Genomic DNA, 24486 nt, shown 5'->3' on the forward strand with positions numbered 1-24486 from the left:
ATATCATATAAAGTGATATCCTGATGTAAGCGAATTCAAAATCCTGCAAAATTCTCAAAAAGTATATCAATATGAACATACAGCGCTTACACAGTAATAATCATATCATTTCTATTCAGCGATAGCTGGAATCGTTCAAGGAGTTCTGTACCATAAGAAACTTGCTCAAAACGGAAACTTCTAGAAGTATTATTTCGATCTATTTTTTTAGTAAAGTGCACCAAATATGTCCCTTCCTAACCGTGGTAAAACATATTAACAAAACAACAACCAAACCAACAAAAGAAATAATGATTAGTGAAGAATATTTAAATGACTTGCGAATAGCAATTACAGAAATATTTAATCAATCTTTAGAGAAGCAACCTAAATATATCGTTAATTTTGGATGCGAAGATGGTACGTTATTGCATAAAATTTTTCAAGTAGTAGCCAATAATACATTGCGCGGAAAACATCTGAATCAACATCCATTATCGGTATATGCAATTGATGCTTCCAAAGAAAATCTTGAGCGCGCTACAAAAAAACTAGCGTATAATAGCGAGAATGTACATGCGCTTAAAGGCAATGTAGCAACTGTTCAAGGACTAAAGGACGCATTTCAAGAAATTAATGTTCTTTCAAATCAAAACACATTATATGTTCATAATTTGGTTGAACTTACAACTAAAGGAAAGCAAAACATATCAACAAATTGGCAAGAATATCTTCAAGTCTATGCCGATCATATGCAAAACAATCAGCTTCTATTTACAACCAATCATCTCATTACCAATACGAATTCGGATCAACAAAATGCAGTCATTGCAGAAAACTTTATCACAACCTGTGCAAAAACAGGTCTTTTTACGGAAAGGCTTTCAAAAAGATATCCGAACACTCAAAAAAATATGGAAGTTGGTTTCCATACAATCACAAAAAGAGCTTACAAAATCCGTCCAGCCTCTCTAAATGATTTAGAAATATTAGACACACTAGAAGCACTTTGTTGGCAACCACACATTCGATCTTCAAAAGAAGCTATAAAAAGTAGAATAGATACCTATCCGCAGGGTCAATACGTACTTGAAAAAGATTCAAAAGTAGAAGGAGTCATTTACAGTCAATGTATTTCAGATAAAAATCAACTCGAAAATGCAACGATGGATACAGTGCATAAATTGCATGATCCAAACGCGAATATCATGCAGTTATTAGCTGTAAATATTCACCCAAACGTGCAACTTTTTAATTATGGAGATCAACTCTTAGAGTTTATGTTGCAACGTTGTAGTTTGCGCTCTAAAGTTTCAGAAATTGTCGCAATTTCTATTTGCAAAAATTACGATAAAGATGGAGACTACACCTTTGAAGAATACCTTCAATTGCAAGGTGCACAACAAGACCCGATCATGGCTTTTCACCATAATCACGGTGCCAACATTGTAAAAGGTATTGCCAATTACAGAGAAAGAGATACTGACAATGAAGGTTACGGAGTATTAGTTCATTACACAGATTTAAATAACAGAGTCAACCAAAGTAAAACTGTTATTGAAAGCATTTCGGATGCTGATGATACTAGTGCAGGTGAAGTAAACGGAGCAGCTATTGAAAAATTTATAGTAGAAACCATTACCACACTTTTACATGTAGAAGTTGATGCGGTTGATAAAGAGCAACCTTTAATGGAAATGGGCTTAAACTCTGTAGACTTGCAAATGTTACAGCGTCAAATAGAGAAAAAAGTACAGGAAAAGTTAGAAGCTGGTTTTTTCTTTGAATACAATACGCTTGAAAAAGTGCTAGGACATATTGGAGAATTATTAAAAATAGATTTCTCAAAAAGTACAGAAAACAATCATACACAAGAACAAACAGCTTCACAATCAAAACACATGATAGTCGATACAGATATCGCTATTGTTGGAATTTCGTGTAAACTGCCTAATGGAGTTACTTCTTTAGATGCATTATGGGATGTGCTAAAAGCAGAAAAAAGTGTCATTGGAACCTATCCAAAAGAGCGTGGAAGCTGGCCAAGTAGCGATGAATATAAAGGAATAGATCAAGGTGGATTCATCACCAATGCTGCTGCTTTTGATGCTGCTTTCTTCAGAATATCTCCAAAGGAAGCACAAATTACAGATCCGCAACAACGCTTTCTATTAGAATTGGCTTGGGCATGTTTTGAAGTTGCAGGAATTCCTCCTAAAAAACGCATAGGTTCAAATACAGGAGTTTTTGTAGGTGCAAGCAATGCAGATTACAGTCGTAAAGTACAAGACGTAAAACTAGAAGTAGAAGCGCATCATGCCGTTGGAAGTTCGTTGGCAATTTTAGCAAACAGACTGTCCTATTACTTTGACTTTTCAGGACCAAGTTTATTGGTTGATACAGCCTGTTCTTCGTCATTAGTCGCTGTACATACAGCCTTACAATCATTACACTCAGGAGAATGTGATACAGCATTAGTAGGTGGCGTTAATTTCATTTGTCATCCTGATTTATCAATAGCTTATCACAAAGCAGGAATGTTATCTCCAGAAGCAAAATGCAAAGTATTTGACACCAAAGCGAATGGATATGTGCGATCAGAAGGAGCGGTTGTAATGCTCTTAAAACCACTAAAGAAAGCTATTGAAGAAGGCAATCAAATTCATGCAGTGATCAAAGGAAGCGCTATCAACCACGGTGGATTAGCAGCAGGATTAACAGTTCCAAATCCTAAAAAACAAAGTGAACTATTGATGAATGCTTGGAAAAATGCAAACATTTCCAGTACCAATCTGTCATACATAGAAGCACATGGAACAGGAACTTCTTTAGGTGATCCTATCGAAGTACAAGGCATAAAAACTGCTTTTGAAAACTATAATACCACACAAAAACCAAAAAAATGTACCATTGGTTCTGTAAAAAGTAATGTAGGTCATTTGGAATCTGCGGCAGGAATGACTGGTATGCTCAAAGTCATTTTGGCAATGAAACACAAACAATTGCCTGCGAGTATTAACTTTTCAACGCTGAATCCAAAAATAAATTTAGACAACTCACCAATAGAAATCCAACAAAAGTTACAAGCTTGGCAATCTAAAACACCATTACTAGCTGGAATTAGCAGTTTTGGTTCAGGAGGCACCAATGCGCATGTAGTTTTGGAAGAATATTCGAATACAGCTCATCAAGCGTCAAAGCAACATATTTCGGACTTATTTGTACTATCTGCAAAAAATGAAGAACGCTTAAAGGCGTATGCACAAAAGATTATTCACTGGATCGATGTGTACAAAGAAACCACCGATTTTATAGATGCTATATATAGCTGGAAAGTAGGAAGAACGGCGATGAAAAATCGTTTGGCAATACAAGCAAATGACTTTGCCGATTTAAGAAAAAAATTAGCAGATTGGATTTCTGGAATCACTAATAAAGCAGTCTTAACAAGCAAAAACAGCACAGCAATAGTATACCAAAAGAAAATCATCGCAGAAGCAATTTCAGAAAAAAATCATTTCCGTTTAGGTGAAATTTGGACTGCAGGCACTACCATTAATTGGGAAGAATATTATGCACAACACTTTTCAAATCAACAGCAACCCGCTTTTGTGCGCTTACCAACATATCCTTTTGCACATGATCAATACTGGATTCAAGAAAAAACAGAGACACAATACAACCAGTCAACAAAAAGTTCCGTTTCAAGTGTATTCGCAATTCCTGTATGGCAAGAAGCTACTATAAAAAATGCGGTTACCAGTAAATCTGATATAAACCCTAATACACATATTATACTCTGCGGATTCTCGACTTCATTGAGCGAAAAGCTAAAAAGTGAGATGCCAGAAACAACCATTGCAACGATCAACTCCAAAAAGAAGAAAACAGAAAAAATATATACAGAGATTGCAGTTTCTTGTTTTGAGTACATTCAAAAAATAGTACAGCAAAAATCGAAAATATCAACAAGTTTTCAGATCATAATTCCTGCGACAAAAGCAACTTCTTTATGGTTTGGACTTTCAGGAATGTTGCAAACGTTACAGGCAGAATATCCTTCAATTCACGGACAAATAGTAGCGGTAACCACTGAAATAGAAGTTTCAAAATTAGCCAATAAAATTCTTGAAAATCAGTTCTCAAATACAACACTTCTTGTAAAATATGAAGCAGAAAAACGTTCTGTACTGTGTTGGAAATCAATTCAAGAAGCACATCAAACAACCACTTCGGTTTTTAAAGACAATGGTATCTATCTGTTAACAGGTGGACTTGGTGGATTGGGCACTATTTTTATCAAAGAAATAGGAAAACAGACGAAAAATGCGACAATCATAGTTACTGGACGATCGCAACTTACCAAAGAGAAACAAGAAAAAATACAACAATTATCAAAGCATTGTAAACAAATACATTACTATACAACAACACTTGAAACTATTGATGAAGTAACCAGTGTTGTCAATAAGATCAAAGAAAAGCATGGTGAAATCAATGGAATTATTCATTGTGCAGGAATGGTACAAGACAATTTTATCATTCGCAAAACAGCCAAAGAATTTGCTCAAATATTACAACCAAAAGTAGCAGGAACAATACACTTAGACGAAGCTACCAAAAATGAAAACTTAGATTTCTTTGTACTGTTTTCTTCTATATTCAGTGTCGTTGGAAATGTTGGACAAGCCGATTATGCGACGGCAAATGGATTTATGGATCAATTTACAACGATGCGAAACACACGTGTAAATGATCAAGAACGATTTGGACATACACTCGCAATCAATTGGCCATTCTGGAAAGATGGTGGCATGAATATTCATGAATCAAGTCTAGGAATTATTGAAGAAGAAACAGGCATGATTCCTATGGAAACCACAACAGGATTAGAGGCGTTTGCGTATGGACTTGCCAATAGATTCAACCAATTATTAGTGATGGAAGGTGATAAAGAAAAACTCTTGAGAACCATTGAAAATCTGGCACCAAAAGCAACAGAAAGGCAACTAACTGAACAATACTTCAAAGAAAACGAGCAGCTTATTTTTGAAAAAACACTGCAAAACGTTAAAGAACTGTTTGGGGAAGTTTTAGGTTTTTCAAGTAGTAAAGTTGATGAGTCTGAGTCTTTTGAAGCGTATGGAGTAGATTCTATCTTTATCAATCAACTAAATCAAAAACTATCAAAGGTATTTGATACCTTATCAAAAACCATCTTTTTTGAATATCAAACACTTCATGACATTACGACTTATTTGGTAAACGAATACACTGATACTTGTGTAATATGGACAAATCTAACGAATGTGGAAGTTGCTAATCAAACTTCTAAAAACACTGCAAGTTCATATCAAATCACAAAACATAAAGAAAATCAAGAAACATCAAAAACAAGAAAACAAACCGATCATAAGGAGCCAATTGCCATTATTGGAATGAGCGGTGTATACCCTGAAGCTAAAAATTTAGATGAATTTTGGGAAAACCTACAAGCTGGGAAAAACAGCATCTCCGAAATACCTTCTTCTCGTTGGAGTTTAGATAATTTTTACGAGCCAGATATACAAAAAGCCGTGAAAGAAGGCAAAAGCTATGCAAAATGGGGCGGATTTATTGAAGAATTTGCACAATTTGATCCGATGTTTTTTGGAATTTCTCCAAGAGAAGCGCTCAACATCGATCCGCATGAACGATTATTTCTCCAAGAATCTTGGAGAGCACTTGAATCTTCTGGATATACGAAAAGTGATTTAAAAGAAAAATATCGCCAACAAGTAGGTGTATTTGCTGGTGTCACCAAAACAGGATTTGAACTGAAAGCACCATTTTACAACATAACAAATCATAAATTTCACCCGCGATCTTCATTTAGTTCTGTTGCAAATAGACTTTCGTACGTACTAGATATCAAAGGACCGAGCATGCCAGTTGACACCATGTGTTCATCGTCGTTAACAGCCATCCATGAAGCATGTGAACACATTCATAGAGGTGAATGCGAAATTGCTTTTGCAGGAGGCGTTAACTTGTATTTGCATCCTTCAACTTACAGTTATTTATCGTCTCAACATATGCTATCAGTGGATGGACAATGTAAAAGTTTTGGTGTAGGAGGAAATGGTTTTGTACCAGGAGAAGGAGCAGGAGTCGTAATATTAAAACCACTTTCTGAAGCTGTAAAAGACAATGATGTAATCCATGGAGTGATTTTATCAACACATGTAAATCATGGAGGAAAAACAAATGGTTATACAGTGCCGAGTCCAGTTTCGCAATCACAATTGATAAAAAGTGCCATAGAAAAAGCAGGCATTAATGCACGTGATATTAGCTATATAGAAGCACACGGAACAGGAACTGAGTTAGGCGATCCTATCGAAGTTGAAGGACTAAAAAAAGCGTTTGATACGTATACAGACGCTAAAAATTACTGTGCTATTGGTTCGGTAAAATCTAACATTGGACATTTAGAAGCAGCAGTAGGAATTTCAGGAGTTGCAAAGGTGTTACTGCAAATGAAACATGGTAAAATAGTTCCAAGTTTACATGTAGAAGAATTAAATCCGAATATAGATTTTGACAGAACGGCGTTTCAAGTTGCAACAACATTACAAAATTGGGAACGTCCATTTGTAGAAAATGAAGAAAAACCTCGAATTGCAGGTGTTTCTTCTTTTGGAGCTGGTGGATCCAATGCACATATCATTCTTCAAGAATATCAGTCAGTAGATGTAAACCCATATAACGGGCCAACATTTCATGAAAATGCAGCAGAAGTTCTTGTACCATTATCAGCAAGAACAAAAGAGCAATTAAAGCAACGTGCTGTTTCACTTTTAGAAACAATACGAACATATGCTAATAAAGCGGCATACAACTTAACTTCCATAGCATATACGCTTCAAACAGGAAGAGAAGCCATGGACGAACGAGCTGGTTTTATGGTCAGATCGTTAGCAGCATTAGAAGAAAAGCTCGTTCAATACGTCAACGATGTACCAGAAATAGAAGGTTTTGATCAAGGAAACAAAAACAATCCTGATAAAACATTCAGCTTACTAAAAAAAGAAACCGAATTCCAACAAACAATCGAGCGTTGGATTGCAGATAAAAAATTACCAAACCTACTCATGTTATGGGTAAATGGACTAGAGATCAACTGGAACAAACTCTATGATGCTAACACAACGATTCCAAAAGTTGAATTGCCAACCTATCCTTTTGCTAAAGATGAATATTGGGTGCAAACAGAAGCAATAGAAAGAAGCATCAGTAATGAAAAAGAAAATGTACAGAAAATCAATGCTTTACTTCATAGCAATACATCAAACCTTTACGAACAACGCTACAGTTCTCACTTTACAGGAGATGAATTTTTCCTTGAATCAGATGATAATTCAATCAGAAAACAGACAGAAAAGATTGTACCAGCTTTTACATGTCTAGAAATGGCAAAATTGGCAATAGTAGATGCTTTACATACAACTAGTGATGTCACTCAAATTTCATTACAAAACATACAATGGGCTAAACCTTTTGTCGTTTCAAATGATAAAAATCTATTCATAGCATTAGTTACGGAAAGTGTTTCAAAAGAAACCATAAAAGTATATTTTGACATTTTTAGTGAGGCAAATGAAGAGGAAACGTTGTATTGCCAAGGAATGGCTATTGTCAAAAATGAATCTGAACCTAAAAAATACGATGTTCAAGAATTGAAAAACAGTCTTGAAAAATATAGCATCAACAATCCCTACCAAGGAATTAATGAACTTTATAAAAGTGAAGAGCAATTGGTAGGAATGATCGATTTTTCAGAAGAAATCCTTCAATCGCAAGAACTAATTACATTACATCCAAAAACATTCGATTACATCCTAAATGTATTGTCTGAAATAGATAGTCGCCTGTCCAAAGCACACATCATTAGTTGTGATGCAGTACATTTCATAAAGTCACTACAGCAGGAATCCTGTATTATAATTTCTTTTAAGAATGAAAATGCTATAACAGATGCCTATTCATTTGACATTGATATCTGTGATACATTCGGAAATGTATGTGTACAATTAGTAGGATGTATGTTTGGACTGCAAGCAGCAACAGAGAGACTTACTACGACAGCATCTGTTCAAGAATTATTCTTTACACCACAATGGGAAGAAAGTTTGTTACAAGGCACTCAAAAGCGAGATGTGGCAAATTATCATACAGTTTTACTTGACTTTCCTCAGATTAATACGACAGAACTTGAAAATGCAATCTCGAGCAATTCATGCACGCAAATTACACTCAAAAAAGGAACGCAATATGATCAATATCAACAATATGCAGTAACATGTTTTGAATTGATTAAAAAGTTGCAAAAAGAGAAATACACAGGAAATCAGCATGTTTGGTTTGTCATTCCTAACACGGAAGCATACACGTTTTTTAGAGGAATTTATGGATTGCTACGTACTGCAATGCTTGAAAATCCGAAACTTACGGGACAAATAGTACTTTTAGATTCTCAAGTTTCAGACAATCAGTTAATTCAGCAATTGCAACAGCATACGATTAACAACAATGATCTCATTGTAAAGATCATTGATGATAAACGTTACACATATCAATGGAAAGAAACATCCGTATCAAGACCAAATAATGAAATTTTATACAAAGATCAAGGCGTATATGTCATCACAGGCGGTTTAGGAGGATTGGGAACAATTTTTGCCAAAGAAATTTTACAAAAAACTCAAAATGCAACCGTAATTCTCACAGGACGTTCTGAACTGACAATATCTATAAAGACTGCAATCTCAAAACTATCAAATTTTGGTGGTACTATCATGTATAAACAACTGGATATTGCGAATGATACTGCGGTTCAAAACTTCTTTGATATAATCATACAAGAACAGCATCAAATTAATGGAATTCTGCATTGTGCAGGAATGATTTCAGATAACTTCATCGTTGAAAAAACGAAAGAAGAATTTCGTAAAGTACTAACACCAAAAGTTGACGGAACAATCCACATAGATAAAGCTACTGAAGGCATAGAACTGGACTTTATGGTGTATTTCTCTTCAATTGCTGGAGCCATAGGTTTTGTGGGACAGGCTGATTATGCTGCGGCAAATAGCTTTATGGACTACTATGCGCATTATCGAAATACGTTGGTAGCCAAAGGAAAACGATACGGAAAAACACTATCGATCAATTGGCCTCTTTGGAAAGATGGTGGTATGGGTATAGACAATGCTACCGAAGAAATGGTAAAGCAAACCATCGGAATGCAGCCTCTTAAAACTGCTACAGGTTTAAAAGCGTTTTACGCAAGTTTGGCATTGAATACGAATCAAAGCTTGATTGTAGAAGGTATTCCAGAAAAGATCAAATCACATGTGTACAATCAAAAAGAAACAGTTACCAATTCGGTAATTGAAGACACAACACATAAAGAATTAATAGAAGAAAGTACGTATAATTTAACGCAAGTACAAGACAACTTAAAAGCAATTCTAACGGAAATTCTAGGCATAAAATCGTCAGCACTTTCACTAGAACAAACTTTTGTAGACATGGGGCTCAATTCTATTTTGGGAGTAGAATTAGCTATTGCGATCAACAATACTTTCGGAACTACAATTTCCAATGTCATTGTATACGACTATCCTAATATAAAAGAGCTATCAGAATATGTAGCTTCGCATCTAAAACATACGAAAAGTACAGCCAGTGTATCTGTAGCAAAAACAACAAAAACTGCTGCAAAAACAACGGCTAAAAAAGTACTTAATGTCAACGGTAACTATCCAACACTTACGCGTAGAAAAGGAGAAATTCGAGGAAATATCTTTTTAGGTGATACTGTTCAATCGTTACAAGATTCCGAAAAACATACACATGCTACTGATGAAAAAATCGCCATCATTGGAATGTCTGGAAAATATCCTAAAGCCAAAAATCTTCAAGAATACTGGAAAAATCTTGAAAATGGCGTTGATGCAATCTCCGAAATTCCAAACAGTCGTTGGAATATAGATGATTACTACGATGCTGATCCTGAAAAAGAAGGAAAAATATACTGTAAATGGATGGGAATGTTGGATGAGGTTGACCGATTTGATCCACTATTCTTCAAAATATCACCACAGGAAGCTACCTACATGGATCCTGAACATCGTCTCTTCTTACAAGAAAGTTACAAAGCATTTGAAGACGCAGGCTATGCAGGAACCTCTTTAAAAGACATAAAATGTGGTGTATACCTAGGCTTAGAACAAAGTGAATATACATGGCATTTACGTCAAAACCATGCAATATCACCAAATGTTACGAGTAACAACTCAGCAATTGCGGCGGCTAGAATAGCATATTTCTTAAACTTAAAAGGACCAGCGATTACCATTGATACGGCTTGTTCTTCTTCACTTGTTGCCATGCATCTTGCGTGCAAATCGTTATTGAATCATGAAACAGATATGGCGCTTACTGGTGGCGTACGACTTTGGTTAGGACCAGAAACCTATCAAGGAATGTGTCAGGCACGTATGCTTTCGCCAGATGGACGATGTAAAACATTTGACGACAGTGCTAACGGATTTGTGCCTGGAGAAGGTATTGGAACGTTGGTATTAAAACGATTAAAAGATGCCGAAGCAGACAACGACAACATCTTAGGAGTCATTCTTGGTTCTGGAATCAATCAAGATGGAAAAACCAATGGTATCACCGCACCAAGTGTAAAAAGTCAAATTTCTTTAGAAAAAGAAGTATATGCTCAGAATAATATAGATCCAAGTACCATAAGTTATGTAGAAGCGCATGGAACAGGAACAAAATTGGGCGATCCTATAGAATTGCAAGCATTAGCAACCGTTTTTGGAAATACCTCAGAAAAGAAAAACTATTGTGCTTTAGGTTCGGTAAAAAGTAATATTGGACATACAACAGCAGCGGCAGGAATTGCAGGAGTGCAAAAAGTATTACTATCGCTACAGCATCAAATAATACCGCCAACGTTGCATGTTATGAAACAAAATTCTCATTTCGATTTTGACAATTCACCATTTTATGTAAACACTGAGAAGAAAACTTGGGAAACAAATTCACGCACATTGCGCCGTGCAAGTATAAGTTCTTTTGGATTCAGTGGAACCAACTCACATATCGTAATTGAAGAATATCCGTCTGAAGTAAAGTTTACAAAAGAAGAAGTATCAGTGATCATTCCGCTTTCTGCAAAAACAACAGCGCAACTCAAAGAAAAAGCAACAGATTTACTCGCGTTTATCAGGTCTAAAAAAGAACTGAATACTGAAGCAATACATCATACATTAGACATAACATCCATTGCGTACACATTACAAGTTGGAAGAGATGACATGAAAGAGCGCGTAGGCTTTGTGGTCGATTCAGTAGCGCAATTAGAAACGAAACTACAATCCTATCTGGATGATGCTTCGACTGATACAGAAATTTACCAAGGAAAAGCTACTGCACAAGACGAGACCTTATCACTATTTAGCACGGATGGAGATTTGCAGGAAGCTGTTGGAAATTGGATCACCCATGGAAAACTTGAAAAGCTGCTCAAACTTTGGGTAAATGGTCTTAGCATTGACTGGCGTAAATTTTATCAAGACAAGAAACCAAAACGCATCAGTCTTCCAACATATCCGTTTGCTAAAGAAAAATACTGGGTAGAACCTCAAAATACAAGAGATGCAATAGCCAATCATAATGGAGTATCAAAAAAAATACATCCGTTAGTGCATACCAATACTTCAGATTTAAGCACGCAACGTTTTACAGCAACATTCAGCGGAAACGAATTTTTCCTGCAAGAGCATTTAGTGCACGGATATGCAGTGTTGCCAGGGGTTGCCTATTTGGAAATGATTCGTGTGGCACTAGAAAAATCGGTTCCAAACGTACACGATACACACGAGGTAACACTGCAAAATATCTTCTGGATTCGTCCATTAGAAGTAGTTGAGACTACAGAAATAGAAATCACAGTCACACCAACGGATGCGGCAACAATTACTTTTGAAATTACCACAGAAACGGCAGAAGAAACGATTATCAATTGTCAAGGAGAAGCAGTTTTCAATCAAAAGTCTGAAAAATATAGTATAGATATTACGGAACTAAAGCAGTCATTGGAAACACAAATTCAAGCTGAAAAATACTATACATACTTTGATAAAACAGGCGTTACCTACGGAACAGCTTTCAGAGGAATTGAAACGGTTTACAAAGGAAATGACGCCACATTAGCAAAACTAGCATTGCCTGAAACACTAGAAGCTTCATCACAAGTATTTGGGGTACATCCAAGTATGTTGGATAGCGCATTGCAAAGTTGTGTAGCATTAATGGTAGATTTAGAAGCAGACACGAATAAAGCATTATTACCATATGCTGTAGAAAATGTTCACGTGTTTTCTCATACGACAAATACGATGTTTGCTTATGCAAGATTTGCCGATGGTTTTTCTGCTGACGATGTTGTCAAAAAGCTAGACATTACGCTTACTGATAGCGCAGGAATAATTTGTGTAGAAATAGAAGGCTTTACCGCAAGATTCTTACAAGAAACAGCATCCAAAACAGTAAGCAATCAGTTTGATACAGGGTTAAAATATCTGTCGCCTGTTTGGAATTTGAAAACATTTTCAGACGAACTAAACGTATCAAAAGAAGACAAAATTCTTTTGATCGGAAGTACAAAAACACATCTAAGTTGGTTAAAAGAAACAGTTCCAAATACAGAATATCTAGAAATTGAGAATCGGGAAACTTTGGAAAGCATTGCAGCCAAGCTTCAAAATAAAATGTTTGATCAATTAGTTTGGATTGTACCTGAAACAGAAACCAAAGAAAAGATTGAAAAAACGATTGCAGCGCAAGAAACAGGAGTTTTAGAAATCTATCGTATCACAAAAGCACTGCTAAAAGCGAATCTTGCAGATACAAATCTCAATTGGACATTCATTACACAAAACACACAAAAAGTTACTAATAACGATGTAATAAACTATGCACATGCAAGTGTAGTTGGATTTGTTGGTTCGTTAGCAAAAGAATATCCAAACTGGAATATTCGCCTTATAGATCTAGATACATTTGCTACTGTAACAGCAAAAAAATGTCTTTCACTTTCGTGGAATATACAAGGAGATATGTGGGCATATCGTCAGGAAGAATGGTTCCATCAAGAATTTGCATACATTACAGAGGTCAATAATCAGCATACCTTATACAAACAAAATGGAGTATATATCATCATTGGTGGCGCAGGCGGATTAGGAGAAATCTGGTCGCGTTACATGGTGGAAAAATACAATGCTCAAATTATTTGGATTGGTAGAAAAGAACGCAATGAAGCGATTCAGGCTAAAATTGAGGCTATTGGTACGCTTGGAAAAGCACCAATCTACATTACTGCGGATGCAACGGATAATGATTCGTTAGTACAAGCACACAATCAGATTGTAAAAACGTATCCAAATATCAACGGAATTGTACATTCTGCCATTGTCTTAAAAGATCAAAGTTTGAAGACCATGGAAGAAGACCGTTTCAAACAAAGTCTAGCTGCCAAAGTAGACATCAGCGTACACATTGAGCGTGTTTTTGGCACGCACGATCTAGACTTTATGTTGTTCTTTTCATCGTTGACTTCTTTTGTAAAAGCGCCAGGACAATCAAACTATGCTGCAGGATGTACTTTTAAAGACAGTTTTGCACATGCGCTTGATCAACAGAAAAACTATCCTGTAAAAACCATCAATTGGAGTTATTGGGGCAATGTAGGAATTGTGGCAGATACATTCTACAAAGAACGAATGGCACAACAAGGAATTGGCTCTATTGAACCAGCAGAAGGTATGCAAGCCTTAGAAGTATTGATGTGTACGGACTTGCCACAAATGGCATTGCATAAAATTATCAATGAAGAAGGAATTGAAAACGCCAACTTAGCTATTACGGAACAAGTACGTTTCTATGAAAATAATGAAGTGTTCAGTATATCGTCTGTGGCAAAACAATTACCAATGCAAGATACAGACGCGCAAATACAAGCGTTAGCAGCAGTTCAAATTCCAAACGAAATGAATGCTTTGGCGACAGAAATTGTAGTATCAAGCTTAGTTTCGGTAGGATTGTTGCAAGGAGGAAAAAATAAAATTTCAGATCTACAGGTACATACACCGCCAGCACCATTCTTTGAACGTTGGTTAGCAGCGACAATCTCATATTTACAAGAAGAAAAAATTCTTACTAAAAACGCACTATTAGTAAAAGAAGAAGTGCCAGATTTAACAACGATTTGGAAACAATGGGATAAAGCCAAAAACGTATGGAATGCCAATCCGAATTGGGAAAAACAAGTCACGCTATTAGAAACTTGTTTAAAAGCATTACCCGAAATTTTAAAAGGAGAAGTACTATCCACAGATATTATATTTCCAAATTCTTCATTGCATTTAGTGGAAGGTGTTTACAAAGGAAGTTTCCAAGTAGATTATTTCAATGACGTATTATGCAATACACTAAGAACCTGCATCAATGAACACTTACAAAATACACCTAACAAACAACTAAGAGTTTTGGAAATTGGTGCAGGAACTGGTGGAACCACTGTGAAAGTGCTACCTGTGTTAAAAGAATTTGGAGAGGTTGTAACTGAATATCGTTATACAGATCTATCCAAAGCATTTTTAATACATGCTGAAGAAAACTATCAGCCACAATTTCCAAGATTAACAACATCCATACTCGATGTATCAAAACCTATAGAAACACAGGCTGTAGAACCTAATTACTACGATATCATCATTGCCACAAATGTACTGCATGCTACGTCAAACATGAGGCAAACCATGCGAAATACCAAAGCACTTCTCAAAAATCAAGGAATAGTGCTGATCAATGAAATGAGTACGTGGACTTTATTTACGCACTTAATTTTTGGACTGTTGGAAGGTTGGTGGTTGTATGAAGAAACCAATCTACGTGTGGCAGGAAGTCCTGGAATAGCTCCTGAAAACTGGGAAAAAGTACTAAAAGAAGTAGGCTTTTACCAAACACTGTTTCCTGTTGAAAAAGCACATACGTACGGGCAACAAATCATTGCAGCTGTGAGTGATGGAAAAGTAGTGCAAAAACATCTTAAAAAAGATGCAAAAGTTGCGAAGTCACATAAAACTGTAGCAAAAGCATCAATCAAGAAAAAGAGTTCTAAAACCGTAGTCGCTTCACAAGGAAATCTTCGTGAACAAACAAGTGTATTTTTAACGGAATTAGTTGCAAAGTCACTCAAGATGAAACCGCAACAAATAGAAGCTTCACAACCCTTAGAAAATTACGGATTAGATTCCATCATGGTAGTGCAATTGACTAATCAATTCCGTAAAGTATTTCCAGACATCACAAGCACCTTATTCTTTGAAGAAAATACAGTGGATGGTTTGGTAAATTATTTCCTAGAAAACAAAAAAGAAGCTTTAGAAGCTCAATTTGCAGATACCATCACGGAAACCATAGTTGTTGAGGAAACAACACAGCCTATACTAAAGAGTAAAGATGCTCGTAAACCATTTGAAATTTTACGAAAAACAAATAAACCTGAAATCAATCAAACATCTACAAAGACGGATGCGCGTTCAAAATTTGATGTCGCAATTATCGGAGTAAGTGGTCGTTATCCAAAAGCTGAAAATATAGATGCTTTTTGGAATAATTTGGCAAAAGGTAAAAACTGTATCACTGAAATACCGAAAGATCGCTGGAATTGGGAAGACTATTTTGATGAAGAAAAAGGAAAAGCAAGAAAAATATATACAAAATGGGGCGGATTTATCAATGATATTGACAAGTTTGATCCGTTATTTTTCAAAATTGCACCCAAAGATGCCAAAAAGATGGATCCGCAAGAACGATTGTTTTTGCAAACTTGCTATCATGCCATTGAAGATGCAGGATACACGCCAAAAAACATGGCGTCAAACGATAAAATAGGTGTTTTTGCTGGAATTATGAATTCGCGTTACACGCCACAATCACTTCATTATTCGGTAGCTAACAGAGTTTCGTACACATTCAATTTTCAAGGACCAAGTATGGCTGTCGATACAGCCTGTTCTTCTTCACTAACAGCAATCCATTTAGCGCTAGAAAGTATCTATAATGGTACAAGTGAATGCGCTATTGCTGGAGGAGTTAACATCATTATCGATCCTGAACATTACATACAACTTTCAGCAATGACAATGCTGTCTACGGGTAATCAAAATAAGGCATTTGGAAACAATGCCGATGGATTTGTTGATGCAGAAGGTGTCGGAGCGATCATTCTAAAACCTTTACACAAAGCAGAAAAAGACGGCGATCACATTTATGGAGTGATTAAAGGAAGTGCCATCAATGCAGGCGGAAAAACAAACGGATACACAGTACCAAATCCAAAGGCACAATCGGCAGTGGTAAGCAAAGCATTAGAAAGTGCCAATATTAGCAAAAAACAAATTAGTTATATAGAAGCGCACGGAACGGGAACGGCTTTAGGAGATCCTATCGAAATTTCTGCACTCACACGCGCATTAAAAGCAGAAAACAATACGAATACATGTGCGATTGGTTCTGTAAAATCAAATATTGGACATTGTGAGTCAGCCGCAGGTATTGCAGGATTGACGAAAATTCTACTGCAATTTAAGCACCAACAATTGGTACCTTCATTACATGTGGATGTATTAAATCCTGAAATTGACTTTGAAAAAACGCCATTCAAGTTACAACAGACTACAGAGACATGGCAACAACCATATGTAGAAATCAATGGCAAAAAGCAACACATTCCACGAATTGCAGGAATTTCCTCTTTTGGAGCTGGTGGCGCAAACGCACATGTGATTCTTGCTGAATATGAGACAGTTAAAGAAAAATTCGCAACACATACACCAAATACAGAAGTTGCGATCGTTGTATCTGCTAGAACAATAGCACAACTCAAAGAAAAAATACAAGAGCTTGTTCAATTCATAGAAACCAAAAAAAACAAACTAGATCTATTAGCAATCGCGTATACGCTTCAAACAGGTAGAGAAGCCATGGACGAACGTTTTGCTATTATAGTTTCTTCTGTTCAAGAATTGGTAGAAAAGCTTAATGCATATCTAAACAATACGTTAGCAGCTTCAAAATACCATCAAGCGAAAGTAAAAGAACACAAAAATGAAGTGTTAGACTTCAAATCGAATGCAAACTATAAAGAAATACTTTCAGCTTGGACTAAAGACGCCAACTACACACAACTCTTAACTTGGTGGACTAAAGGAATTGATGTTCAATGGAGTGAAGTATATACAAGCAAACAACCAAAACGAATCAGTTTACCTACATATCCGTTTGCCAAAGAACGCTATTGGATAACACCAAACAAACACAATGCTAATAGTGTAGGAGCAGCAAAACTGCATCCAATGATACACCGAAATATCTCTAATGTGCGTCAGACACAATTTGCGACAACATTTATGAGAGAAGAAGCCTTCATTAAACACTATGCTTTAAAAATCAAAGATTTAGAAATCAATACGTTACCATTTTTAGCAAGTATAGAAATGATTCGTGCTGCGATCGCGATTGGTGTACCGAATACGAATGAAAATGCTATTATGGAATTAAACAATCATCATTTTGGTTCCTTATTAGAAGTAGCAAACAAGCAATCGATCCAAACAGCGCTTTTTGCAATTGATGACAATTCGGTAGGCTATGAAGTACATACTGAACACTCTGAAAAAATAAAGGTACATGCGCAAGGAGTCGCAAGCTACAAAGACAGAGATTGTATAGAAAAATTGGCGCTTGACGAACTCTTTGAGGAAATGAATCATAGTATTGATACGAAGACATTCTATCAGGAGTTTACCCAAACTGAAGTAAGCTATGGAGCATATTACCAAGCAGTTAAAAAAGTACATCTAGGCGAGCAACAAGTAATAGCGGAACTACAAATTCAAGAAGCTTTCCAGCAAGATGCAGCGGACTATGAATTACATCCAAGCATTTTGGAAGCCATCTTACAAGCAAGTACATTATTGTTGCCTCAACAAGAAATTGCTCATATTCCTACGTCGATAGAAACGATTCGAGTTATACAATCTTTAGGAAATGAAGTATTTGCTTGGATCCGCTATAGCGAAACTACGACACAAACGGATAACGAAATCATAGTAGATATTGATATTTGTGATACAGAAGGAATTGTTTGTGTACAATGCATAGGTATCTCTTTTAGCACTTACGTAGAAAGTACTCTGAGTGAACCCATTGCAACGACAGCAGCTACAGTACAAGAAATAACGCCAGTGGAAATGGTGGAAACGCCACAAGAAATTTTCTTTGACGCTTTAGTGAAATCTTCAAAGTTAGCAACGGAAACAAATATAGAAAGCAGAACGCATAATTCATTAGAAAAACCTTCGACGATCAAATTGGTAACTCCAGAAACGACAGTATTTGATAAGAAGCATGTAGCAAGTTTGAAAAAAGGACGTGTGCAACTTACGAGCGGTAACTCATTACAAACAATAAGCACAACAGCGGCAAAAATACGCATATTCAATGAAGGGAAAGGCATCTACAAACTGCAACTAGAAGCATCTAAACTAGATACCATACTGATTTCACAATTCAAAAGTGCGTTACAGAAACTAACCAAAGAAGAACAGCTAAAAGTGCTTCATATCGTGGGAACTCATACTGAATTTTTACACGGAGACAATGAAAGTTTCAATGAAGCGTTGCAGCAAAAACTATTTGATGAACTAATTTCGTTTCCATATCCAACAATCGCTCATGTGCAAGGAAACACATCTGATGTTGGATTCTTACTAGGTACATTATGTGACTTTATGATCTGTAGTAAAACAGCAACATACAGTTTCTCACAAATAAATAATGAACTTACACAACTTTTCAATGAACGTTTTGGAGACGTTTTAGCAACAGCTATATTACAATCAAACAAGCGTTTTACAGGAACACAGCTCAAAGAAATCGGATGTAGCATGCCAGTTGTTGGTTCAAATGAAGTAACAACTACAGCAATGCGCTTAGGAGAAAATTTAGCAGAAAAGTCACAGTTGTCGTTAGGTTTACTAAAGCCATATCTATCAAGACATCTTGTAGAAAAGGTTGGTAAATTAACAGCAATTACAACAGCAGCACACATAGCTTTTGAAACCATACCATTTTCAAACACCAAGTACATCGATATAAAATACACAAATGATCAATTTTGTGAACTAACGATCAAGGATACCAAATTAAAAGGGATTCAAAAGCTACAAAGCGAACTAAAAGATATCATTTCAAAAATCAACACAACAAAAAATCATGTGACGTTGATTTTAAAAAGTGAACAAGAAAGTTTCATTCCAGAGACAGCAAAAGATACAGATGTCTTACAAGTCTCAGAAAGTCTATTCAATTGTAAATATCCAATCATCACCGTATTCAATCAATCACCAAGTTCAAAAGCATGGTTTATAGGTTTACATACAGATACGATAATTTACAAAGAAGCTTCAAACTATTCAGCTAAGGGATTACTAGCGAATAAAACATTGGCTGCACAAGCAACATTGATGTTTAATGCTCGTTACGGAGAACTCGTAAGCAAAGAGCTTTTAGTAGTAGAAAAAACATTCAACGGAAACGAATTAAAAGCACTAATTCCAACACTTGCAACAACAGAAGAAAACGAGCTTGCAACCTCTTGGTCACAAGAAATAAACAGTTTAAAAGCTTGGAAAGCTGCTGTAAAAGATACAATCAAAGAAAAGCAATCACAAGTTCCAACTTGGAAACTAGCGCTTACAAAAGAAGAAAAAACACCAGAAATAGGAGCTGTAACATTACAATCTTCTGTGATCAAAGCCATCGTACATGAAGAAGGTATCTTAGAAGTACGCTTAGAAGAACGCAGTGCCAAAAATATGTTTACAGATGCTTTTATTGCTGGCGTAACAGAAGTTTTTGAACATATAGAAAACAATCCATACAAAGTGATTATCCTGACAGGTTATGACAACTATTTTGCTTCAGGAGGCACAAAAGAAGGTTTGGTTGCTATTCAAGAAGGGAAAAGTAAGTTTACAGATACCAAAATCTATCAACTAGCAATGGAATGTAAAGTTCCTGTGATCGCTGCGATGCAAGGACATGCTATTGGTGGCGGTTGGTCGTTTGGCATGTTTGCGGACTTTATTTTGTTCAGTAAAGAGCGTAAATATTTAAGTCCGTACATGAACTACGGATTTACACCAGGAGCAGGAGCTACCTATATTTTCCCAGAAACACTAGGATATGATATCGCTCGCGAAACCTTACTCACAGCAAATGAAATCTCAGGAAGTGAACTTCAAGAAAAAGGAATACAACAGGCTGTTTATAGCAAGGACACTATGCTAAAAGAAGCATTTGAACTTGCTAAACAAATAGCGCAACATTCCAGAGCGACGCTTGTTGCTTTCAAAGAACAATTAGTTCATCACAAAATCACTAAAATCGATCAGGTTTATACACGAGAGCTCGCAATGCATGAGCAAAGCTTTGTAGGAGCAACGACTGCATTGCAGCAAATAGAGAAAAACTTTATTCACGATAGTGAAAATACTATTGTTACAAAACAACTTTCTAAAACTACAGCCAACACCGAAAAACAATCGCATATGAAACGTACCATTGGAATTGACGAAGTTTTACATACGATCAAAAAATTCCTAGCAGAAGAACTGCATATGGAAGCCAACCTAATCGATGAAGAAATACAATTTGTGGATTTAGGAATGGATTCTATTACAGGTGTCACATGGGTTCGAAAAATTAACAATCAATTCAAAACGAATATAGAAGCTACAAAAGTATACAGTTATCCAACACTAAAATCGTTTAGCAAATACATCAAAGAACAAGTAGATGAAACATGGATTGACGAAGTAGCTGAAGAAGTTCAAGAAAGTAATATGTCTGTGGAATTTGTAGAACAAATTGTTGAAGAAGTCGTAAATGAAACCATTGATGAACGAGAAGTATTGATGGCGATTAAATCGTTCCTAGCAGAAGAATTACATATGGATGTAAAAGATGTCGATGAACACACACAATTTGTGGATTTAGGAATGGATTCGATCACAGGTGTCACATGGGTTCGAAAAATCAATAATCAATTCAAAACGGCCATAGAAGCAACGAAAATATATAGTTATCCTACGTTAACAGAACTGAGTACATATATAAAGTCAACCATTGAAGAACATACGGATACGACAAAAGTTGTGAAGAAGGTGAAACGAAAACTAATCCAAAAACCAACTTATACAAAGAAACATACAGTTCAAAAACAGGAAAAGAAACTATCAATATTCAATCGAAATGGATTGACTTCTTGGAAAGCACAACAAACACAGCAGAAACAACAGACACAAAAAACAGTTGCTAAAAATATTCGAAACAACAACGATCATCGAATTGCAGTCATTGGTATTGCAGGTCAATTTCCAAAAGCGAAAAATGTAGCAGAATTTTGGAATAACCTAGCTGCAGGTACAGATTGTATTAGCGAAATTACTTCAGATCGATGGAACCATAAAAAGTATTTCAAAGAAGGTGATCCAACACCTAACAAGACTAACAGTAAATGGATGGGCGCATTGGAAGACCATGATAAGTTTGATCCGCTGTTTTTTAACATTTCTCCTGTAGAAGCAGAAAATATGGATCCGCAACAACGCTTATTTTTACAATCTTGTTGGCATACGATCGAAGATGCAGGATACAATACAAATGCATTATCAGGAACCAAATGCGGTGTATTTGTAGGTTGTGGTGCAAGCGATTATCATCAATTATCTAGAGAACACAGACTCAGCGCACAAGGATTTACAGGAGGTTCTACCTCAATACTAGCGGCGCGTATTTCGTACTTACTCAACTTACAAGGACCGTGCCTATCTATCGATACGGCATGCTCGTCATCGTTAGTGGCGTTGGCAACAGCCTGTGATAATTTAGTTTCAGGTAATTGTAACGTAGCACTTGCAGGCGGAGTAGGAATCATGGCAACTCCAGCTATGCACATCATGACAGCACAAGCAGGAATGCTTTCGCAAGATGGAAAATGTCATACCTTCGATCAAAATGCGAATGGATTTGTGCCAGGAGAAGCAGTGGGAGTTGTGATGTTAAAACGTTTAGCAGATGCCGAACGAGATAACGATCGTATTTATGGGGTCATTCAAGGTTGGGGCGTAAATCAAGACGGAAAAACCAACGGAATTACAGCGCCAAATGCAACATCACAAGCGAGTTTAGAAGCAGAAGTATATGAAAAATTTAATATCGATCCTGCACAAATCCAATTGATTGAAGCACATGGTACAGGAACCAAATTGGGCGATCCTATCGAAGTAGATGCCTTAAAACAATCGTTCAAAAAATATACAAACAAAGAAACCTACTGTGCATTAGGTTCAGTAAAAAGTAATATTGGTCATACGATGTGGGCAGCTGGTGTTTCAGGTTTCCTGAAGGTTATTCTCGCTTTACAACAGCAACAATTGCCACCAACGATCAATTATAACAAACTCAATGAACATATCAGTCTAAAAAACAGTCCATTCTATGTAAACGATACTTTGCAAGATTGGAAAACGGACACAAATGAAATCCGCCAAGCAGCAATTAGTTCCTTCGGATTCAGTGGAACAAATGCGCATATGGTGTTGGCAGAATATGTTCCGCAAAAACATCAGCAAAACATTGTTGACTATACGCTAAGTGGATTTGCAATTCCACTTGCGGCTAAAAACAAAACGCAACTTTTACAGAAAGTAAATGATTTAATCACTGCCGTAGAAAGTACTCAGAATGATTGGAAGCTTGAAGAAATTGCCTATACACTACAAGTTGGAAGAGAACCTATGGAGACGCGTGTTGGATTTATCACTAATACCAAAGAAGAGCTTTTAGAACAACTAAAAGGCTATGCAAAAGGAGACGATTTTATCAAAGGAATGTATGTAGGCGATATACACGAAAATAAAGATGAGTTGCGTCTTTTTGCTCAAGATGAAGACTTAAAAGAAACCATAGTACACAAATGGATTCATGAGAATAAATTGTCCAAACTTTTAGAATTATGGGTAAAAGGATTAAACTTTGATTGGAATCTAATGTATGGTGCCAATACGCCAAAACGAATTGGGCTTCCATTATATCCGTTTGCACAAAAACGTTATTGGTTTGAAGCTACGCAATCATTTAATGTAGAAAATAATCGTTTGCAACTGACACAAAAACTGCATCCACTTGTACATAAAAACACTTCCGATTTTACGCAGCAACAATTCACATCAACATTCACAGGAGAAGAATTCTTCTTACGTGACCATCAAGTAAAATTAAATGAAGCTGGAAGTCAAAAAGTATTGCCTGGTGTAGCGTATTTAGAAATGGCACAAACGGCAGTAGCTATGTCATTATCTGTAGAAAACACAGCACAAATCTTAGAATTACATGATGTTGTTTGGATGTATCCAATTGCTGTTGAAACGGAAAAGAAAGTAACCATTGTACTCTTTGAAAATGAAGAAACAGCACAAATTGATTTCGAAATAAGAAGTGTTATCAATACGGATGAACATACCACACAAGAAATCATTCATTGCAAAGGACAAGCTGGATATATAGCAACTCCTAAACTTTCAAAAATCAATCTCAATGTGCTAGAAGCAACAATGAACAAAGGAATCTTAGAAAAAGACAAAGTATATCCAATATTTGCCGCTTCTGGGTTGGAGTATGGAGAAGCACACCAAGGAATTGAACAAATACACATAGGAGAAAATGAAGTATTAGCAACAGTATTGTTGCCAGAAATTCTAGAGGATGACGAAAACACGAGTGCTTTTGAATTGCATCCAAGCATTATGGATAGTGTATTCCAATCAACTATCGGATTAATCACTGCCCTAGATACCATCTCAGAAAAACCATCCTTACCATTTTTAGTAGAATCACTTCGAATCTATAAAAGATGTACAGAAAAAATGGTTGCATGGATTCGAAAATCGTCAACAAGAGTTGCAAGCAGTGATACGCTAAAAGTTGATATCGATATCTGTGATGATAATGGAAACATTTGTATCCAAATACAAGGATTCATTGCACGTCAATTACAAGCAGTGGCAGATAATGCCAACTCTATAGTTGTAGAAACTGCTTCAAAAACAGATAAAGAAAACGATCAATCTTTTGATGAAATCTATCATAAAAACTTAATAAAAAGTTACCTAAACGACGAAGTTTCACTAGATGACATTTTAGAACTCGTTTAGCATCATCATGATGAAACGAACATTAAAAATTAAAAATAGTTCCACAAAAAGAATGCTTAAAATTTTTAATGCGAGAACATAGCAGTTGTTGTACGCG

The 24486-nt window shown here is 36.2% G+C and carries 1 protein-coding gene; it reads left to right on the plus strand.

The annotated features are described in order from the left end of the window. Positions 1-290: 290 nt before the first annotated feature. A complete protein-coding gene (locus MK119_RS05340) occupies positions 291-24389 on the plus strand; it encodes an SDR family NAD(P)-dependent oxidoreductase (protein WP_290671592.1) in 24099 nt (8032 codons plus the stop codon). The last annotated feature ends 97 nt before the right edge of the window (positions 24390-24486 follow it).

Source organism: Kordia sp., from assembly GCF_022447245.1.
GTDB lineage: Bacteria > Bacteroidota > Bacteroidia > Flavobacteriales > Flavobacteriaceae > Kordia.